Annotated in this window: 13 protein-coding genes; 5 read left to right on the forward strand and 8 right to left on the reverse strand. The window is 63.1% G+C overall.

Annotated features, from left to right (window positions below; all coding sequences use genetic code 11):
- Positions 1 to 105 precede the first annotated feature (105 nt).
- Positions 106 to 2,202, forward strand: a complete 2,097-nt coding sequence (gene metG / locus LQ232_RS05360) for a methionine--tRNA ligase (RefSeq protein WP_230179327.1) — start codon at positions 106 to 108, stop codon at positions 2,200 to 2,202.
- Positions 2,203 to 2,218: 16 nt separating this feature from the next.
- Here the strand turns inward: metG and LQ232_RS05365 are convergent, their stop codons facing one another.
- Positions 2,219 to 3,172, reverse strand: coding sequence for a CYTH domain-containing protein (locus LQ232_RS05365; RefSeq protein WP_230179328.1), 954 nt, complete (start codon positions 3,170 to 3,172; stop codon positions 2,219 to 2,221).
- 89 nt (positions 3,173 to 3,261) lie between these two features.
- On the opposite strand from LQ232_RS05365, the gene LQ232_RS05370 reads away from it, so the two are divergent.
- Together LQ232_RS05370 and LQ232_RS05375 are read left to right on the forward strand one after the other, a co-directional pair.
- Positions 3,262 to 3,465, forward strand: coding sequence for a DUF3460 family protein (locus tag LQ232_RS05370; protein WP_230179329.1), 204 nt, complete (start codon positions 3,262 to 3,264; stop codon positions 3,463 to 3,465).
- A 62-nt stretch (positions 3,466 to 3,527) separates the two neighbouring features.
- On the forward strand, positions 3,528 to 4,298 hold the full coding sequence (locus LQ232_RS05375; RefSeq protein ID WP_230179742.1) for a ScpA family protein: 771 nt from the start codon (positions 3,528 to 3,530) through the stop codon (positions 4,296 to 4,298).
- 4 nt (positions 4,299 to 4,302) lie between these two features.
- On the opposite strand, the gene LQ232_RS05380 is transcribed toward LQ232_RS05375, so the two are convergent.
- Entirely contained in the window at positions 4,303 to 5,169 is an 867-nt protein-coding gene (locus LQ232_RS05380; RefSeq protein WP_230179330.1) for a sterol desaturase family protein, read from the reverse strand.
- Between the two features lie 132 nt (positions 5,170 to 5,301).
- On the opposite strand from LQ232_RS05380, the gene panB reads away from it, so the two are divergent.
- Positions 5,302 to 6,135, forward strand: coding sequence for a 3-methyl-2-oxobutanoate hydroxymethyltransferase (gene panB, locus LQ232_RS05385; RefSeq protein ID WP_230179331.1), 834 nt, complete (start codon positions 5,302 to 5,304; stop codon positions 6,133 to 6,135).
- Between the two features lie 2 nt (positions 6,136 to 6,137).
- Positions 6,138 to 7,016 (forward strand): pantoate--beta-alanine ligase, encoded by an 879-nt coding sequence (panC, locus tag LQ232_RS05390; protein ID WP_230179332.1) that lies wholly within the window; start codon positions 6,138 to 6,140, stop codon positions 7,014 to 7,016.
- A gap of 9 nt (positions 7,017 to 7,025) precedes the next feature.
- Here panC and LQ232_RS05395 read toward each other — a convergent pair whose 3' ends face one another.
- The 6 genes from LQ232_RS05395 to ettA form a co-directional block, all read right to left on the reverse strand.
- Positions 7,026 to 9,026, reverse strand: coding sequence for an ATP-dependent DNA helicase (locus tag LQ232_RS05395; RefSeq protein ID WP_230179333.1), 2,001 nt, complete (start codon positions 9,024 to 9,026; stop codon positions 7,026 to 7,028).
- Positions 9,027 to 9,077: 51 nt separating this feature from the next.
- Positions 9,078 to 11,759: a zinc-dependent metalloprotease gene (locus LQ232_RS05400; RefSeq protein ID WP_230179334.1), complete on the reverse strand. Its 2,682-nt coding sequence runs from the start codon at positions 11,757 to 11,759 to the stop codon at positions 9,078 to 9,080.
- Positions 11,760 to 11,859: 100 nt separating this feature from the next.
- The gene (locus LQ232_RS05405) at positions 11,860 to 14,010 is read right to left on the reverse strand and encodes a TRAP transporter large permease subunit (RefSeq protein WP_230179335.1); all 2,151 of its coding nucleotides are present in this window, start codon (positions 14,008 to 14,010) and stop codon (positions 11,860 to 11,862) included.
- Between the two features lie 107 nt (positions 14,011 to 14,117).
- Positions 14,118 to 15,152 carry a putative solute-binding protein gene (locus LQ232_RS05410; protein WP_230179336.1) on the reverse strand — a complete coding sequence of 345 codons (1,035 nt, stop codon included), beginning with the start codon at positions 15,150 to 15,152 and terminating at the stop codon, positions 14,118 to 14,120.
- A gap of 227 nt (positions 15,153 to 15,379) precedes the next feature.
- Positions 15,380 to 16,396, reverse strand: a complete 1,017-nt coding sequence (locus LQ232_RS05415) for a hypothetical protein (RefSeq protein WP_230179337.1) — start codon at positions 16,394 to 16,396, stop codon at positions 15,380 to 15,382.
- A 191-nt stretch (positions 16,397 to 16,587) separates the two neighbouring features.
- Positions 16,588 to 18,252 (reverse strand): energy-dependent translational throttle protein EttA, encoded by a 1,665-nt coding sequence (gene ettA, locus LQ232_RS05420; protein ID WP_230179338.1) that lies wholly within the window; start codon positions 18,250 to 18,252, stop codon positions 16,588 to 16,590.
- Between the last annotated feature and the right edge of the window lie 11 nt (positions 18,253 to 18,263).

The following is an 18,263-nucleotide window of genomic DNA, read 5'->3' on the forward strand; positions in this document are numbered from 1 at the left end:
GCGGAGGCGATGGGCAGGCAGGATGGGAACAGGGCAATAAAACTAATCCAGGCGGGCAGTCTAGCGCGGCCTAAAATCAAGGACTTTCCCCAAGCCCTTGTCGCCATGCCACGTCAGCTCTTTGTCACGACAGCCCTGCCTTATGCCAACGGCCACTTTCACGTGGGCCACATCATGGAATACATCCAGGCCGACATCTGGGTCAGGTTCCAGCGCATGCAAGGGCACCGCGTTCACTTCGTTGGAGCGGACGACGCCCACGGCGCCCCCATCATGATCGCGGCTGAAAAAGCTGGCAAGACGCCGCAACAGTTCGTTGCAGACATCGCGGCGGGCCGCAAGCCGTACCTGGACGGCTTTCACATCGCGTTCGACCATTGGTCGTCCACCGACAGTGCCGAGAACCACTCGTTGGCCCAGGAGATCTACGTGGCCTTGCGAGAGGCCGGCCTGATCAGCGTGCGCCCGGTCGAGCAGTTCTTCGACCCTGAAAAAAGCATGTTCCTGCCCGACCGCTTCATCAAGGGCGAGTGCCCCAAGTGCGGCGCGAAAGACCAGTACGGCGATTCATGCGAGGTGTGCGGCGCGGTGTATTCGCCCATCGAACTGAAGAACCCCTACTCGGCCCTGAGCGGCGCCACCCCGGTGCGCAAGACCAGCGACCACTACTTTTTCAAACTGTCCGACCCGCGCTGCGCCGAGTTTTTAGAGGCCTGGACGCAGGATGGCAAGCTGCAGTCCGAGGTCGGCAACAAGATCCGCGAATGGTTCACCAAGGATGAAAACGGCGAAGGTGGCCTGAGCGACTGGGACATCAGCCGCGATGCGCCTTATTTCGGCATCGAGATCCCCGATGCGCCGGGCAAGTATTTCTACGTGTGGCTGGACGCGCCCATCGGCTACCTGGCTTCGCTCAAAAGCTACTTTGCCCACGGCGGCCCCAAGGCCAAGTATGGCGAGACCCGCAGCTTCGACGAGTTCATGGCCGACCCGGCGGTGGAGCAGGTGCATTTCATCGGCAAGGACATCACCTATTTCCACACGCTGTTCTGGCCCGCGATGCTGAAGTTCAGTGGCCGCAAATTGCCCAACCAGGTCAATGTGCACGGCTTCATGACCATCAACAACGGCGACAAGATGAGCAAGAGCCGGGGCACCGGCCTGGACCCGCTCAAGTACCTGGGCCTGGGCATGAACCCCGAGTGGCTGCGTTACTACATCGCCGCCAAGCTCAACAGCAAGGTCGAGGATGTCGACTTCAACCCTGAAGACTTTGTGGCGCGCGTCAACAGCGACCTGGTGGGCAAGTACGTCAACATCGCCAGCCGCTGCTCCAACTTCATCCACAAGTACTTTGAAGGCAATCTGGCGCAACTGGGCTCGGGCGACGAAAGCAAGCTGCAAGAGATGATCCCGCTGCAGGCCGTGATCAGCCGCGAGGCTGTGATCGCCGAAGCGCTCGACAAGCGCGAGTTCGGCAAGGCCCTGCGCGACATCATGGCCGCCGCCGACGAGATCAACCAGTACTTCGACACCGCCAAGCCCTGGGAGCTGGCCAAGGACAGCGCCCAGCATGCCGCCAACAGCGCCTTGCACGAAGTGCTGTCGGCTTGCATGGAAGGCTTCAAGTACCTGACGCTGTTCCTCAGCCCCATCCTGCCCGACGTGACCCGCCGCGCCTTCGATTTCCTGGGCTTTGACCAGCCCCTGACCTGGGCCGAGCGCGCCACGCCCGTCACCACCATCCGCAAATACGAACACCTGATGACCCGGGTCGATCCGAAGATGCTGGAAGCCTTGTTCGAGCCGCCGGCCCCTGCCGTGGTTGAAGCACCCAAACCCGGCGGCGAAGAGATCGCCCCGACCATCACCATCGACGACTTCGCCAAGGTCGACCTGCGCATCGCCAAGATCGTCAATGCCGAGCACGTCGAAGGCTCCGACAAACTGCTGCGTTTGACGCTGGATGTGGGTGAGGGGCGGATGCGCAATGTGTTCAGCGGCATCAAGTCGGCCTACAAACCCGAAGACCTGGTTGGCAAGCTGACGGTGATGGTGGCCAACCTGGCGCCGCGCAAGATGAAGTTCGGCATCAGCGAAGGCATGGTGCTGGCCGGCTCGCACGCCGATGAAAAGGCCAACCCCGGCATCTATGTGCTGGAGCCTTTCCCCGGCGCCCAGCCGGGCATGCGGGTGCGTTGATGCCCTTGCGCGCCGGTCACAGCAGTGACGCGAACAGGTTCAGGCAGAGCAGGGTGGTGTCGGGCGAACGTGCCAGGGTGATGGCCTGGTCGGGGCGCTCAAGGGCTTGCAGCAAGGCGGTCAGATCCCGCGTTTGACCTTGTGGGCCCAGCGATACTAGCCGCTGCAAGGCTTGCCGCCAGGCGTCGATCTGCTGTGGATCAGGGGCTTGGCTGGCGGCCAACGCGCTCATGGCGTCGGTGAGCTGCTCCAGGGTCGTGGCCAGCTCGAAAGGCGTGCTGGGGTGTTGTGGTGCGGCGGCCGGAGGCGCCTTGCCAGCCGCCTGACGCGCCAGGCGGTCGCCCCGGTGTGCCTTGGTCTGGGTGTCCAGCCACAGGCCATGCCGTGCCACCCAATCCCGCGCCACGTGGATGACCGCCATGGGATGGCCGTCGACCAGTTCGATTTCCAGTTCGCGCACCGGCACGCTCAAGTGGCCCGCGTGGATGTGGCCCAGGTCCAGTGCCAGTTCCACCACGCCGGCCTGGGACGTGCCCTGGCCTGCGCTCAATCGGGCGGTCTGGCGGTGGATGTCGGTGCGGTACAGCTCAACCAGGCCGGTTTGTTCGCCCCGGCGGTCTTGGGCTGGATCCCAAGCCAGCGTCTTGACCAGGGACGCCTCGGCGGGCGAGCCCAAATGCAGGCTCAAATCAAGCTGGGCGGCGCTGCCTTCGGCCGGTGCGGGCGCGGGCTGGTTGTCCTCCAGGCGGACCATGGTGTTGGCGCCGGAGGCCTTGAGGGTCTGAACCCAGCGTTCGCCTTCCTTGCGCAAACGCAAGGCGCTGCGTGCCTGGCCCAGCCGGCGATCGGGCGTGTCGAAGTAATGCGCTTGAAGGCGCTCCCGCGCGTGGCCCGGCAAGCGTTCAATCTCGGCCGACAAAGGCCCGAGTGAGTCGGCCGGGATCTGGAATTTAAGTTCGATTTCCTGCATAAGGACTTGATTGTGGGCGACGCGGGCCCCCAGGCGGCGCGCTGCCCATAAAATGCCGGATTGATTCCCTCTTTTGACTGGTGCCCACCATGCCGCTTTTCTGGAAGCCCTACAAGTCTGACGTGACCCAGTTCATTGACAGCCTCAAGCAGCGCGACCCCCAGCTGGAAGATCGCCAACGCCAGGGCCGCTCCCTGCTGTGGGACAAGGCCATCGACCGCGACGCCCAGCAGGATTTCCGCGAATCGAATGTGGCGCAGCAGCCCTACGTTTACCAAACCAAGGGCGACTGACGGTCGTGAGCGAACAAGTCCTGGACGAGAACCACCTGCCCGAGGTCGTTGACCGCGTGGCGATGGCGCGTCTGTACGGCGAGCCTTTGTTCTCGATGCCGCTGGATCTGTACATCCCGCCCGATGCGCTCGAGGTTTTCCTGGAGACCTTTGAAGGCCCGCTGGACTTGCTGCTCTACCTGATCCGCAAGCAGAACTTCAACATCCTGGACATCCCGCTGGCCGACGTCACGCGCCAGTACCTGGCCTACGTTGACCAGATCCGCAAGCACAACCTTGAGTTGGCGTCTGATTACCTGCTGATGGCGGCCATGCTGATCGAGATCAAGTCTCGGATGCTGCTGCCGCCCAAGAAGTCGGAAGACGGCGAAGAGGCCGAGGACCCACGCGCCGAACTGGTCCGTCGCCTGATCGAATACGAGCAAATGAAACTGGCGGCGGCCGGGCTGACCCGCATCCCGCAACTGGGCCGCGATTTTTTGCGCGTGCAGGTGCACAACGACCCGTCGGTGCGCGTGCGCCATCCCGATGTCGCGCTGGTGGATTTGCGCGAGGCCTGGGCCGACATCCTCAAGCGCGCCAAGCTCAACACGCACCACATCATCACGCGCGAAGAACTGTCGGTGCGCGAGCACATGGGCATCGTGCTGCGCCGATTGCAAGGCCAGCGCTTTGTCGAGTTTGAACACCTGTTCGATGTGACGCGCGGCCCGCCTGTGCTGGTGGTGACCTTCATCGCCCTGCTGGAGCTGGGCAAGGAGCGACTGCTCGAGATCACCCAGGCCGAAGCGTTTGCGCCCATCTACGTGCGCCTGGCCTACCACCCAGCCTGATCGGTCACCGTCGCTCGGTGCGCTCCCAATCGGGCGGCGCCCACAGGTGCTTCAAGCGCAACCACAGCGGGCCTGGCCGCATCGCATCGCGTCCCATGGCCTGCCACTCGTGGAACATCATCACCAGCGGGTTGCTGGTGTGGATCTGTTTGACGATGCCATAGTCGCAGGGCGCCTCCTCGGGCACGAAGCTGCCAAACAGCTTGTCCCAAATGATCAGCACCCCCGCGTAGTTGCGGTCCAGGTACTGCGGGTTGCGGGCGTGGTGCACCCGGTGATGCGAAGGCGTGTTGAAGATCGCTTCAAACCACCGCGGCATCTTGCGCACCAACTCGGTGTGCACAAAAAATTGATAAGCCAGGCTCACGGCCACCACCAGGATCACGTGGCGCGTCTCGAACCCCAACCAGGCCAACGGTAGCCAGAACACCCACATGCCAGAGATGGGGTAAGTGGGGCTTTGCCGCAGAGCGGTGGCCAGGTTCATGGTCTCGCCAGAATGGTGGGTCACGTGGCTGGCCCACATCCAGCGCACTCGGTGGCTGGCGCGGTGGAACCAGTAGTAGCAAAAGTCTTGGGCCACCAGCAGCCCGAACACGCTCCACCAAGTGATGGGGATGTCGAACAGGCGGTGCTGGTAAATCAGGTCAAACAAACCGACCAGCAGGGCCCAGGCAATGCCATCGGCCACCGCGTGGCTCAAGGCCAGGCTGGTGTTGATGGCCGTGCCTTTGACCGTGTAGGTTTGCTGTCGCCGACGGTTCAGCCACCAGGCTTCGAAGGCCATGCAGGCTGCGAAAATCGGACCCATCAGGAGCAGGAAAACTTTCTCCAGCCCGATTTCGTTCAGCTGTGTCCACAACCCGGTCATGCCTTGTCCAACCATCCAGACGAGAAATCACCATGCTAGTCCCAGTCGCGGATGGGCGCTTGCAGAATTTCCCGCGCAAGCGGTGGCTTGTCGGCCTAGAATCGCGCCACTTTGGCACCAGACCCGCGTGAAATGAGTTCAGTGACCCCCGCTGCCTTGCCTGCCCGCAAGCCCTTGAACCTGCACCGCCTGCGTGAGATGCATGCGCAGGGTGAAAAAATCACCATGTTGACCTGCTATGAGTCGTCAATGACCCGGCTGCTGGACGACTGCGGTGTGGATTGCATCCTGATCGGCGACTCGCTGGGCATGGTGGTGCAAGGCCAGTCCAGCACGGTGCCCGTCTCTCTGGAGGAGATCATTTACCACACGCGTTGTGTGGTGCGAGGCAACCGCAACACCTGGGTGCTCGCCGATCTTCCATTTGGCAGTTACCAGGAAAACCGCGAGCAAGCCCTGCGCTCCAGCGTGGCTTTGATGCAGGCTGGCGCCCACATGGTCAAGCTGGAAGGCGGCGGCTGGACGGCCGACACGGTGCACTTCCTGACCGAGCGGGGCATCCCCGTTTGTGCCCACCTGGGTTTGACACCGCAAAGCGTGCACGCCTTGGGCGGCTACCGCATCCAGGGCCGCGATGCCGCGGGCGCCGAGACCTTGCGCCGCCATGCCAAGGAGTTGGCGCAGGCCGGCGCCGCCATGGCGGTGCTGGAGCTGATGCCCTCCGACGTGGCCGCGGCGGTGCAGACCGACAACCCCGGCATGATCACCATCGGCATTGGCGCGGGCCAACGCACCGCCGGCCAGGTGCTGGTGCTGCACGACATGCTCAACATCACGCGGGGCAAGCTGCCACGCTTTGTTCGCAACTTCATGGCCGAGGGCGGTTCGATCGACGACGCCATCCGTCGCTTTGTGTCGAGCGTGAAGGACGGCAGTTTTCCTGACGAAGCCATCCACGGTTATTGATCATGAAGATCATCCACACCATTTCCGAGCTGCGCGCCACCGTGGCCGAGGCCACCAGCGCCCCCGTGTTCGTGCCCACGATGGGCAATCTGCACGAAGGCCACCTGGCCTTGATCCGCCAGGCCCGCGGCATCGCTGACCAGGGCGGCTGGGGGCGTGGCATGGTGGTGGCCAGTATCTTCGTCAACCGCCTGCAGTTTGGCCCGAACGAGGATTTTGACCGCTACCCACGCACCTTGGCCCGCGATGCCGAGCTGTTGGCCGGTGCTGGTTGCGACGTGGTCTTTGCGCCCGACGAGGCCGAGTTGTACCCCGAGCCTCAAGGCTACAAGGTGACGCCGCCAGAGGCCTTGGCCAATCTGCTGGAAGGCGAGTTCCGCCCCGGTTTCTTCACGGGCGTGTGCACCGTGGTGGCCAAGCTGTTCAACATCGTGCAGCCTCGCGCTGCGGTGTTCGGCAAAAAGGATTACCAGCAGCTGATGGTGATCAAGGGCATGGTGCGGCAAATGGCTTGGCCCATCGACATCGTAGGTGGCGACACGGCGCGGGCCGATGATGGCTTGGCCCTGTCATCCCGCAATGGCTACCTGAGCCCCGAAGAACGCGACCAAGCGGTGCAGCTGTCGCAGGCCTTGCAGCGGGTGCGGGACCTGGTTCGGGCGGGCCGGGCCGGGCTGCCCTGCGAGGGCTTGGCGAAGATCGAAGCGCAGGCCATGGAAAAGCTTGGCCAGCAGGGCTGGGTGCCGGATTACGTCAACATCCGACGCCAGCGCGACCTCTTGCCGCCATCGGCGGATGAATTGCTGGGCAGCGAACCTTTGGTGGTGGTGACCGCCGCCAAGCTGGGCAAGACCCGCCTGATCGACAACCTCGAGGTCTGAAGTACGCTCTCACAGAGTGTTCAAGAAAGCCACCACTTCGTCTTGCTTGCGGCTGCGCTTCATGGGCGGCAGGCTTTGCCAGATGCGCCGGCCGTAAGGTTTTTCGATCAGCCTGACGTCGCCGATCATGAGCACGCCCCGGTCGGTCTCGCTGCGGATCAAGCGGCCTGCACCCTGCTTGAGCGCGATGATGGCTTGGGGCACCTGGTGCTCCATGAAGGGGTTGCCGCCCTCGTTCTCCAGAAGCTCCAAACGCTTGGCCAGCACCGGGTCATCGGGCGGCGCGAAGGGCAGCTTGTCGATGACCACCAGGGTCAGCGCATCGCCCTTCACGTCAATGCCCTCCCAAAAGCTGTGGCTGCCCACCAGCACGGCGTTGCCCGCGCGCCGGAAGTCGTCCAGCAAGGTGGGGCGGGGCGCATCGCCTTGTCGCAACACAGGGAAGGGGTCGCCGCCTTCTTCGAACAGTTTCTTGAGGTGGTCGGCCGCCCGTTGCACGGCGCGGTGGCTGGTGCACAGCACAAAGGCGCGCCCTCGGTTGGCGCGGATCAGCGGCAAGGCCGCGTCAACCAGGGCCTCGGTGTGGTTGGCCGCGCTGGGTGGGGGCAGGCCCTCGGGCACATACAGCATGGCCTGCGAGGGGTAGTCGTAAGGGCTGGACCAGGCCAGGCAGTGCGCATCTTCCAGGCCCAAGGCCTGGGTGAAATGCGTGAAATCGTTTTTGACCGCGAGGGTGGCCGAGGTGAAGATCCAGGCGCGGCGCGGCGCCTCGGCGGGCGGTTTGGACTCGTCGCTGCTGTCTTCGTTTGCTTCGGTCTCAAAGGCGTTGTCGGCCAGGCCCAGGCGTTGGCGCCGGAACACGTCGGCCACGGAGATGGGGGTGCGGTGCAATTGCAGGCCGTGGCTGCCCACATCCACCCAGCACAGCTCGGGCTCGTTGGCGCGCTCTGGGGCCCCCCAGGCCGACAGGCGCTGCATCAAGGCATGGGCGCGCCGCTGCAACTGGGCCAGGTCGGGGCTGCGGTCCGCCTGGGATTCCAACGTGTCGCGCACCTCGGACAAGGCTTCGCGCAAGGTGAGCAGGGCGGCGTGCAGAGGGTGGGCGGCGCCGAGCTGAGGGTGGGCCAGGCGCTGCGTCTGCGGCCCGAAGCACAGGCGCAGGTCGCGGGTGGCGCGGTCCAGCGGGGCCAGCACATCGTTCCATTTGGCGCCGTCGCGGGCCTGGGTCTGGCCGGTGGCCAGCGTGTCGCGCAGCAGGTCCAGCAACTGGGCAGTCGAGACCGAGTCGCCAAAGAACAGCGTGGCGGTGTCGGGCAGCTGGTGGGCTTCGTCAAAGATGATGGTCTGGGCGTTGGGCAGCAACTCGGGCACGCCCTCTTCGCGCAGCATCAGGTCGGCGAAAAACAGATGGTGGTTGACCACGACGACGTCCGCGTCCTGGGCTTCACGCCGGGCCTTCATCACGAAGCAGTCGGTGTAGTGCTTGCACTCGCTGCCCAGGCAGTTCTCGCGCGTGGAGGTGACCCGCGCCCAAATGGTGGCGTGCTCGGGCACGGTGGGGCATTCGGCCTTGTCGCCCGTGGGGCTGAGGTGGATGAAGCGGTTGATCAGGCCCAGGTCTTTGACCTCCTGGCGGCTGCTGAGCATGGCGTCCTGGTTGGCGCCGTTCAGGTGGTGCCAGCACAGGTAGTTGCTGCGGCCTTTGAGCAAGGCCACCTTGACAGGCACGGCCAAGGCCGCGCGCACGGCGGGCAGATCGCGGTGGAAGAGCTGGTCTTGCAGGGCCTTGGTGCCGGTCGACACGATGACCTTGCCGCCTTCGAGCAGAGAGGGCACCAGGTAGGCCGCCGTTTTGCCCACGCCGGTGCCGGCTTCCAGCACGACGGTGCTGGCATCGTGGATGGCTTGGGCCACCGCCTGGGCCATCTCGATCTGTTCGTGGCGCACGTGGTAGCCATCGAAGGCGCGGGCCAGGGGGCCGGAGGCAGAGAAAATCGTGGGCAGGTCCATGGTGGGCAAGAAGTGGCAGCGCCCATTGTCAGGCCTGCCGGTCTCCCTCCTTCAGGGGCTTGTGCGAACCACCGATGCGTTGAGCGCCCGCTCCAGGGTCTCAATGCAATCGCGGCGGTGGGCTTCGGCCGTGCTTGATGAGCTGCCGCCCCAGGGGCTGGCCTTCAGCGCCGTCAGCAGGGCGCGGGCTTGCTCACGGACCACCGAGCGCACGTCGGCCCGGTTGCTGGCCGAGCGCAGCACCCAGGCGGACAACCGGTTCACGTGCTCGCGCTGCAGGTTGCGCCGCCAGGGCGCATCGTCACCCTGTGCGGCCGTCACGGAGGTGCCCCACACGGCGTCCTTGACCCGCTGGTGCAGTTCCCGCAGGGTCAGTGGCGCTTCACGGCGATCGCGCGTGCGGTCGATGTTGTCCAGCATGCGGTCGGCCAGGCCGTCCGCCATCAAGGTGTCCAGCACCAGGCGTTGCAGTGACAGCAGGGTGTCGGCGATGGAGAAATCCGTCCGCGCACCGTTGCCTTCGATCCGCTCGAAATAGTCCGGGGCCATGCGGCGTTGCAGCCCAGGCGACAGGCTCAGGGCTTGGGGCGAGAGCAGCTCAGCGGCGATCAGGTCCAGGGCCGCGCGTTGGGTGGCGGCGGGCAAGGGGTCCAGGGCATCCCGGCCGCTGCCCACCGCGTTGCGGCGAGTGACCAGGCCACCCACCTGGCGCAGCAGGATCTGCGAGGTGCGGGCGACGTCTCGCAGCGCATACGTGACCCGTTGGCGCAGCAGGCTGGGGTCTTCTGGCGGGCTGGCTTTTTCTTGTACTTGCCGGGCGATCAGGTCCTTGGCAATGACCAGGCGCTGGCGGGCAAAGACCACGGGATCGCGGCCCAGGTCAAAGGTCAGCGATTGGGGGTCGAGCCCGAGGTACTCGTCCTCGTCGGTCCCGAAATCGAGCTTGTCCACCCAAGCCGGGTCGGCACTGCGCTGGGCGATCTGCTTTAACGCGGCTGCTTCGTCGGTGCCCAAAGGCTTGTAGCCATATTCGATGGCCCAATAGTCATAAGGCCCCAGGGTGGTTTGAAAGGCTGCTGGCGCTGGCCGTCCGGGCAAAGGCAGGTTGATGGGGGCATAGTCCATCACCGAGGCGCTGTTGCCTTCGCGCAGCGTCAGCGCGGGGTCGGCCAGTTGCTCGGCAGTGTGCCAGCGCGAGCCCCTGAAGTTGTGCCGCAAGCCCAAGGTGTGCCCAACCTCGTGCATGGTCGTGTCTTTCAGGTAGGCCAGCACAAAGGCTTGCACGTCCGGGCTGTTCGGGTCCAGCCGGCCTGATGAAGCGGCCATCAGGTCCAGGCCATAGCCCAGTTGTTCGGCAGCTTCGGCTGCGTGCTCGCATTGGTCCCCGGCCGAATGCGCGGAGGGCGCCATGATGATCTCGCTTCGCAAGGTGCGGATCGCACGGGAAGACAGGCTTTCGAGGGCGATGTCCGCTTGCAGGATTTCGCCCGTGCGCGGGTCCACGTGGGTGGGCCCGATGGCGCCGAAGCCAGGTTGGCTGTTGGTCATCCAGCGCACCGTGGCCCGGGCGGCCCCCGATGCCTCGTCCACCCTGCCAGACGCGGGCACACGCACCTGGATCGCATTCCGGATGCCGATGGCTTCAAAGGCCTTGTTCCACGCCAGGATGCCTTCGGTGATGACCGGGCGGTAGGCCAGGGGGATGTTGGGATCAAGCTGGTAAATGATGGGTTGCACGGGATCGGACATGGCGGCGTCCGGCTCTTTCTTTTCAAGCCGCCAGCGGCTGATGAAGCGTTGCCGGGGGGTGCGTGCCAGGTCCTGGGTGAAGTCGGCCACCGTGGTGGTGAAATAGCCAACGCGGGGGTCGGCCGCGCGCGGTTTCATGGCGGTTTCCGGCAAGGACCTCAGGCTGTAGCGGACGTTGATGAACAGGCTGCGCGGGTCGGGCACGGAGGTGGGCACGCCGGGCGTCAAGCCCCCTGGCGCGCCACTGCCCGAGGCGATGGAGCTGGTGGCAAAGTGGTGCAGGATGTCAAAGCTCAGGTGATCGCTTTGCGTGCGCGCCACCGAAAGCGCCGAGTTACGAGAATCCAGCGCATAGCTTTGCTTGTAGGCCCGCTGCAGTTGCAGCCCCAGGCCCAGCATGTCGTTCACCCACAAGGGGTTGGCCTCGATCAGGATGGCGCCCGTTTGGGCCTGAGGCGCGCTGGCCACACCCACGCTGGCCAGCAGGCTGGGTGAAAACGCCGCCTGAACGGCCAGCTCTTGTGGCGTGCCTTTTTGCGCGGTGTAGGCGGCGTTCATGGCCAGCAACTGCACCTGCTGTTGAACCCGGCGGAACTCCACCCATTGGGGACGCCCCACCTGGGCCGACCGGCTGGTGATCAGTCCGCCAAAGACCCCGGCCTCGCCAATGCCCGTCACCACAGTGGGTGACAGGAAGAACGCCCGCCCCAGATTGGCCGGCGTCAGCTCGATCCAGACCTTGTCTTGTCGCTTCCACAAGGGCAGCAGGCCGTCCATGCGCTCGGCACCCTTGATGACCGACTCAAAAGCAGGGGCCGTTCCAGTGACGGGCGTTTGAGCGGGGGTGGCCGCGGTCGGAGGGGTGGTGGGCGGCGATGTCCAGCCAATCAATTGCACGGCACCGCTTTGCAAGGTGCTGCAACCTGACATGGACAGGACCAGGGTGACGATCAACAGGGAGGAGCGGACGCGGTGCAGACTCATGAACGACTTGGGAATGGCATGCCAATGGCCAGTATCAATAAAAAACCCGGCCCTTGCGAGTGCAGGGGCCGGGTTTGTGACGACGAAGTTGCCGCTGGGCTTACTGGGCCGGGTGCGGGAACCAGTCTTTGACGAAGGCCAGTTGCGGGAAGTCGTGCACCGCCAGGGGGCCGAAGGCCACAATGGACAAGCCAATGGTCATGACGACCATGGGCAGAATCCAGCGCTCGTAGCGGCGGTAGAAGCCCAGGTGCTTGACTTCGCCGTCGGCGACCTTGATCTCGGGTTCGCCGATGACCTGGCGGGTCAGCAACTGGTTCAAGGCCACGGGAGGCAGCAGGTAACCCAGCTCGAAAGCCACCAGCACCATCATCCAGAAGTGAACCGGATCAATGTTGTTGGCGAAGGCGATCGGGGCCAGGGTGCCCGACACCAGCACCACGGCACCGAACGGATCCATGATCATGCCCAGGAACACCTTGGTCACCACCAGGAAGGCCATGGCCGTCCAGTGGTTCTCGAAGACGTGCGGGAAGTTGTTCATCACTTCCGAGCGTTCGATCACGCCGCCCATGGCCAGCGACAAGGTCATCAGGCTGAGCAGTGCGCCAATGTGGCCGATGGTTTCGTTGGTGGCAAAGCGGATGGAGCGCTCCACGCCTGGCTGGCGGTGGCTGGCGTAATCGGGCGTGATCTCGGTCTTGCCTTTGTTGATGATCTTGTCGAAGATCAGGATGATCAACAACATCACCGGCATGATCGTGGGGGCCGTGATTTCATTCAGCTTGGTGTCCAGCGCGTACTCGTACAGGGCCACCACCACAATCACCACGCCCACATAGGGCAGGGTGGGAATGACGGCGCGCAGGGTGGCGGGGATCGCCACGCGGAAGGACTCGATCGAGGCACGCTGCGTGCGCAACATCTGAGAGGTCAGGAAGAACAGCGTCGAGGTCAGCAGGAAGACGTAAAAGCCCCAGTGATACAGGCCATTGGTCGTCACTTGCTTGTTCAGCGCGGCGATCAGCACCACCAGCAAGCAAGGGCGCAACACCACGCCCAGCGAGCCGGACATCGCCGTGGCGGCCAGTGCGAACTGACGCGAACCACCCGAAGCGCGAACCTCGTGGTAGATGATGCCACCCGCTGCGATCACGAAAATACCCGATGCGCCGGTGTAGGCGGTGGGCACGGCGGCCGCCAGCAAGATGATGTAGGTCAGCAACTGGGGCGACAGGCGCCACGGACGCAGCAGGTCCATGAACAAGTCAACGATGCGGCTTTGCTTGAGCAGCATGCCCGCCCAGATGAACAAGCCCAGGTTCAGGAAGATGGTGGGCAGCTCCATCAACTGGTTGACGTAGATGGCCAGGCCAGCCGGGTGGTTGTGCAGAAGGAAATACGAGCCGGCAATGATGCCCATGCTGGCGTAGAGAGGGATGGCCAGGAAAGCCCCACCCCATGTGCCTTCGCCGTGGGGCGATTTCACCGGCATCACGATGCGCTTGAGGTTGATCAAGAGAAGGATCGCGGCAAAAACCATCCAGGTGTAATGGAGCAGCGCATGCTCGACCGGCACCCCAGAGTTGTTGAGGATCTGGTAGTAGCTGATGCAGGAGTACAGCAGCAAGCCCGATGCAATGGCCTGGGTGATCGACTGCAACAAGTAGTCGCGGGTGTAGTGACCAGGACGGATACCGATGTGGTGAAAGCCCAGCGTGGTGGTGATGGCAGCGATCGACACCATCAGCAGAAGGATCAGCGGACGGTTGTCGGTGCCCACTTGGAACAGGCCGAAGAAGCTGGTCTCGATCGTTCGATAGACCTTGACTTGCGGGGTCTGGTGCTCCTTCACCCGGTTGTAAAGATCATGCTTGGCCTTGCAGATGGCAATGGCCTGTTCCATGGAGCGGCGCGCCACTGTTGGATCACCTGGGGCCTGATCACCGAAAAGATTGTCGATGTCATCGTCGCCCTTGGCGGCTGGCGCCTCGGACTGTTTTTTGAGTTCGACCTCGATGTCCTGGTTGGCATCGCAAGTGGGCTTGCTGGGCTCTGCCCGCAGCATGAAGTACTGAACCTGGGCTTTCGAGTCGCCGAACATGGACTCACCCAAACGCAGCAACTGACCGTGCACCATTTCACCGGTGCCAATGATCAAGGTCAGCAGCAGCAGTGCAAACACCGGGAGGCTGGAGAACCATTCCAGTGGTGAACGGCCCAGAACTTGTCGAGAATTAGAAGTGATCATGTTCGCTCAGTTGGTGCAACGCAGCAAAATGCGTCCACCATTAGGAAAAAGGGGGCTTTGGGCCCCCGGTTTTGGTTTGGAGTCAGGCCCTCATGTGGCCAAGACCTTTATTTCCAGTCTTCTTCTGATTTGGTCGCGCATTCGGGATCCACAGGATTCACGCTGCAGCGGATGCGTTTGATGATTTTCAAACCCCGTTTGTCGTACAAGCCCTTCTGAGCGATGTCGATCCGTGACTCACGCAGCATCAAGGTGTACTTGTAGGCGTTCTCGGAGCTCAGGTCCATCCAGGTGGCGGGCGGGATGCTCGCATCGGATTGCTTGACCAATTGCAAGGCGCGGTCGAACTGGGTCAGCCAATAGTCGCGTGACTGGTCGCCGAAGCCTTCAGGGAACTTGGTCTTGTTCAGGATCAGTTGGTAGGTGAGGATCAGGATCGGGAAGCGCACCATGGCGCCGTTCTTGCCGATGCCCTTGTGCAACTCCAGTGGCTTGTAGGCCAGCGTGGGGGCGGCGATGAAGTCCACCGAACCGTTGTTGAACTTTGAAGAGAAGTTCATGATGTCGGCCGACACGGGCTGGGCTCCGATCTTCTGGATCATCACAGCCTGGGCCTTGTCGTAGTCGAACGAGGCAATGCGTTTGCCGGCCAGGGCTTCCACGGTGTTGATCTTGCGGTCGTTGACGACCGGGTAGGCGGCACCCAAAGGCACCACGCCGCCGACTTCGTAGTTGCCGTCGATCATCAGCTTGCCAGCTTTGGGATCGGAGAAGGTCTGCACGATGCGGCGCACCACTTCGTAGCTGGCCGCCATGTCGATCTTGCCGTCCTTGACGATGGTGGTGGCACCCAGCGAGTCGATGGCGCCCGCCACCTGGTTGAACTGGCGCGTGCGGAACGCCGTGGCGATCACGCCATCGCATTGGCCTGTGCGGAAGTCTTCCGTCGCCACACGTTCATCGGTGTAACCCTTGAGCTCGATCGACACACCATGTCGTTGAGCTGCGATCACGTAGTCCTTGGCCATGCTGAAGAGGTCACCAGAGGCACCCAACAGGTCATACACGCAGATTTTCTGGGCGGCTTGGGCTGTTGACATGGCGCCCAGCGCCAATACGGCAGCGGCGCTGATTTTGCTCATGGTTCTGACCATCTTCATGAAGTCTCCTAGGTACCAGAAAAAACATGCGCCGACGGTGTGTTCGGCGCCAACTACACTTGTTTTTCAGTGCATAAAAATCTGACCACGGCTGTGGCCGCGATCGTTAACTTTGTAACTATAGCCGCCCAAACGTTCCTCCAGGGAAACCCCGACCCCCACCCACGGGGGAAGGATTTTCCCTAGTAAATTCAACGCGTTAAATGCGTTTATTTGAGGAAGCTATCGGCATCAATGGCGGCACCACCTGCCTTGTCGTCCCAGAACTTGCCCAGGCTGTTGATGGGCGTGCGCGAACCCGTGTTCTGGGTCCACATGCGGTCAGAGATGATGATCATCTGAGCTTCGGCGATCGAGTCCACCAGGCGGTAGTCAGAGTTGACCTTGAAGTTCTCGATGCTGGCAAAACGCTTGATGGCGGCACGCACGGCCACAGGATCGTCGGCCGATTGCGCGGCAATGGCGGCCATCACGTGAGGCAGGCGCACACCGGCCTTTTCGCCAATGGCCATGTTGGTTTCAAACGTGCCTTTGACGTCCTTGCCTTCAGCGCCACCGGGGATGATGCTCCACAGTGCAGCGCGCAGTGCTTGAGGGGCGCCCCACCACTTCTTGTTGTCCAGGCAGGTCATCGCGAACTCAACCTGAGGAGGGATGTCCAGGGAGACGCCCACGGCTTGTTGCGCGCCCATGTCGCTCTGAACGGCTTGAACGCCGGAGACCGAGCCCAGCAGGTACACCATTTCGTCAAAATCGCGCTTGAACTTGGGGCAGTTGGTGCCGTACTTGAAGAAGTACTTTTGTTCGAGCTTGGCGCGCATGCGCTCAAACGACATGACCTGGCGGTGCGCCGACAAGGCCATCAGGCGCTTCTGTGCAATGCGTGCATCCTGGGCTTCATCCGAGCGCTTTTCACGCGAAGCACGGATGTAGCGCAGTTCTTCTTCGATGGCGCGGGCGTCGGAGCACACGGCGGCCGATTGCAGCATCACGGTTTCCATCAGAGAGGGATCGCCGTAGAAGTTGCGCGCAGCGCCCACCAAGGGGCCGTTGGCCAGGGCGAAGGTGCAGCCCATGTCCACATCGCCCAGCTTGAGTGTTGGCGGTGTGAAGCCCTCTTCCAGGATGTTCAGGGTAACGCCACTGGTGCCCGACTCCAGCAAGGCACATCCGCTCATGGTCAAGGTGGAAAGAGCCACCACGGAGGCGGTGAGGATTCGGGTCATCCGAGGAATCATTGAGGGGTCTCCAGGAGGGTTTTTCAAGGGCGCGAACGGCGCCAATTACTCCACGAAATTCTAGCCCCCCCGCTTCACGCGGCGACGACGTAAACCCTAGGGATGACCCCTGCCTCGCGGGCGATTCGCTGAAAAAAAGCCCGCTTGAAAGCGGGCTTGGGAGATGCGCGATTCGGTGATCAGCGAATGGGCTTGAAGCGCACGCGCTTGGGGCGCGCACCTTCTTCGCCCAGGCGTTTCTTCTTGTCAGCTTCGTACTCCTGGTAGTTGCCGTCGAAGAAGAACCACTGCGAATCGCCTTCGCAGGCGAGGATGTGCGTGCAGATGCGGTCAAGGAACCAGCGATCGTGGGAGATGATCATGGCGCTGCCCGCGAACTCCAGCAGCGCGTCTTCGAGGGCGCGCAGGGTTTCAACGTCCAGGTCGTTGGAGGGTTCGTCCAGCATCAGCACGTTGCCGCCTTGCGCCAAGGTCTTGGCCAGGTGCAGCCGGCCACGTTCACCGCCCGACAGGTTGCCCACCAGCTTCTGCTGGTCATTGCCCTTGAAGTTGAAGCGGCCCAAATAGGCGCGCGATGGCATCACGAACTTGCCCACCACGATGTTGTCCAGGCCGCCCGAGACGTCCTGCCACACGGTGTTGTCGGCGGCCAGGCCTTCGCGGCTCTGGTCGACAAAAGCCAGTTGCGCGGTCTTGCCGATGCTGACCGTGCCGCTGTCGGGCTGCTCGACACCCTGGATCATCCGGAACAAGGTTGATTTGCCGGCGCCATTGGGGCCGATGATGCCGACGATGGCGCCCGCGGGAACCTTGAAGCTCAGGTTGTCGATCAGCAGGCGATCGCCAAAGCTCTTGGAGACACCGGTGAACTCGATCACCTCATTGCCCAGGCGCTCGGCCACGGGGATGAAGATTTCGTTGGTCTCGTTGCGCTTCTGGTAGTCGACGTCGCTCAACTCTTCAAAGCGGGCCAGGCGGGCCTTGCTCTTGGCCTGGCGGCCCTTGGTGTTCTTGCGCACCCATTCAAGCTCTTGCTTGAGGGCCTTGGCGCGGGCGTCTTCGGTCTTTTGCTCTTGCTCCAGGCGCTTGCCCTTCTGGTCCAGCCAGTCGGAGTAATTGCCCTTGTACGGGATGCCCGATCCGCGGTCCAGTTCGAGGATCCACTCGGCGGCGTTGTCCAGGAAGTAGCGATCGTGGGTGATGGCCACCACGGTGCCACCAAAGCGGCTGAGGAACTGCTCCAGCCAGTCGACCGATTCGGCGTCCAAGTGGTTGGTGGGTTCGTCGAGCAACAGCATGTCGGGCTTGGACAGCAGCAGACGGCACAGGGCCACGCGGCGCTTTTCACCGCCGGACAACTGGCCGATCACGGCATCCCAGGCGGGCAGGCGCAGGGCGTCGGCGGCCAGCTCGAGTTGCAGGTCGGTGTTCTCGGAGCCGCCGGCCGCGATGATGGCTTCCAGCTCGCCTTGCTCGGCGGCCAGGGCGTCGAAGTCGGCGTTTTCGTCGGCGTAGGCGGCATAGACCTCGTCCAGGCGCTTCTTGGCGGCCAGGACCCCGCCGATGCCTTCTTCAACGGCTTCACGGACGGTTTGCTCCGCGTTCATCACCGGTTCCTGGGGCAGGTAGCCGATCTTGATGCCGGGCATCGGGACGGCTTCGCCTTCAATGTCCTTGTCCACGCCCGCCATGATCTTGAGGAAGGTGGACTTGCCCGAGCCGTTCACACCCAGCACGCCGATCTTGGCGCCCGGGAAAAAACTCAGGGTGATGTCTTTGAGGATCTGGCGCTTCGGGGGAACGATCTTCCCGACGCGGTTCATGGTGAAAACGTACTGGGCCATGGAATGCTCGC

The sequence above is a fragment of the Aquabacterium sp. CECT 9606 genome, assembly GCF_918741295.1.
GTDB lineage: Bacteria > Pseudomonadota > Gammaproteobacteria > Burkholderiales > Burkholderiaceae_C > Aquabacterium.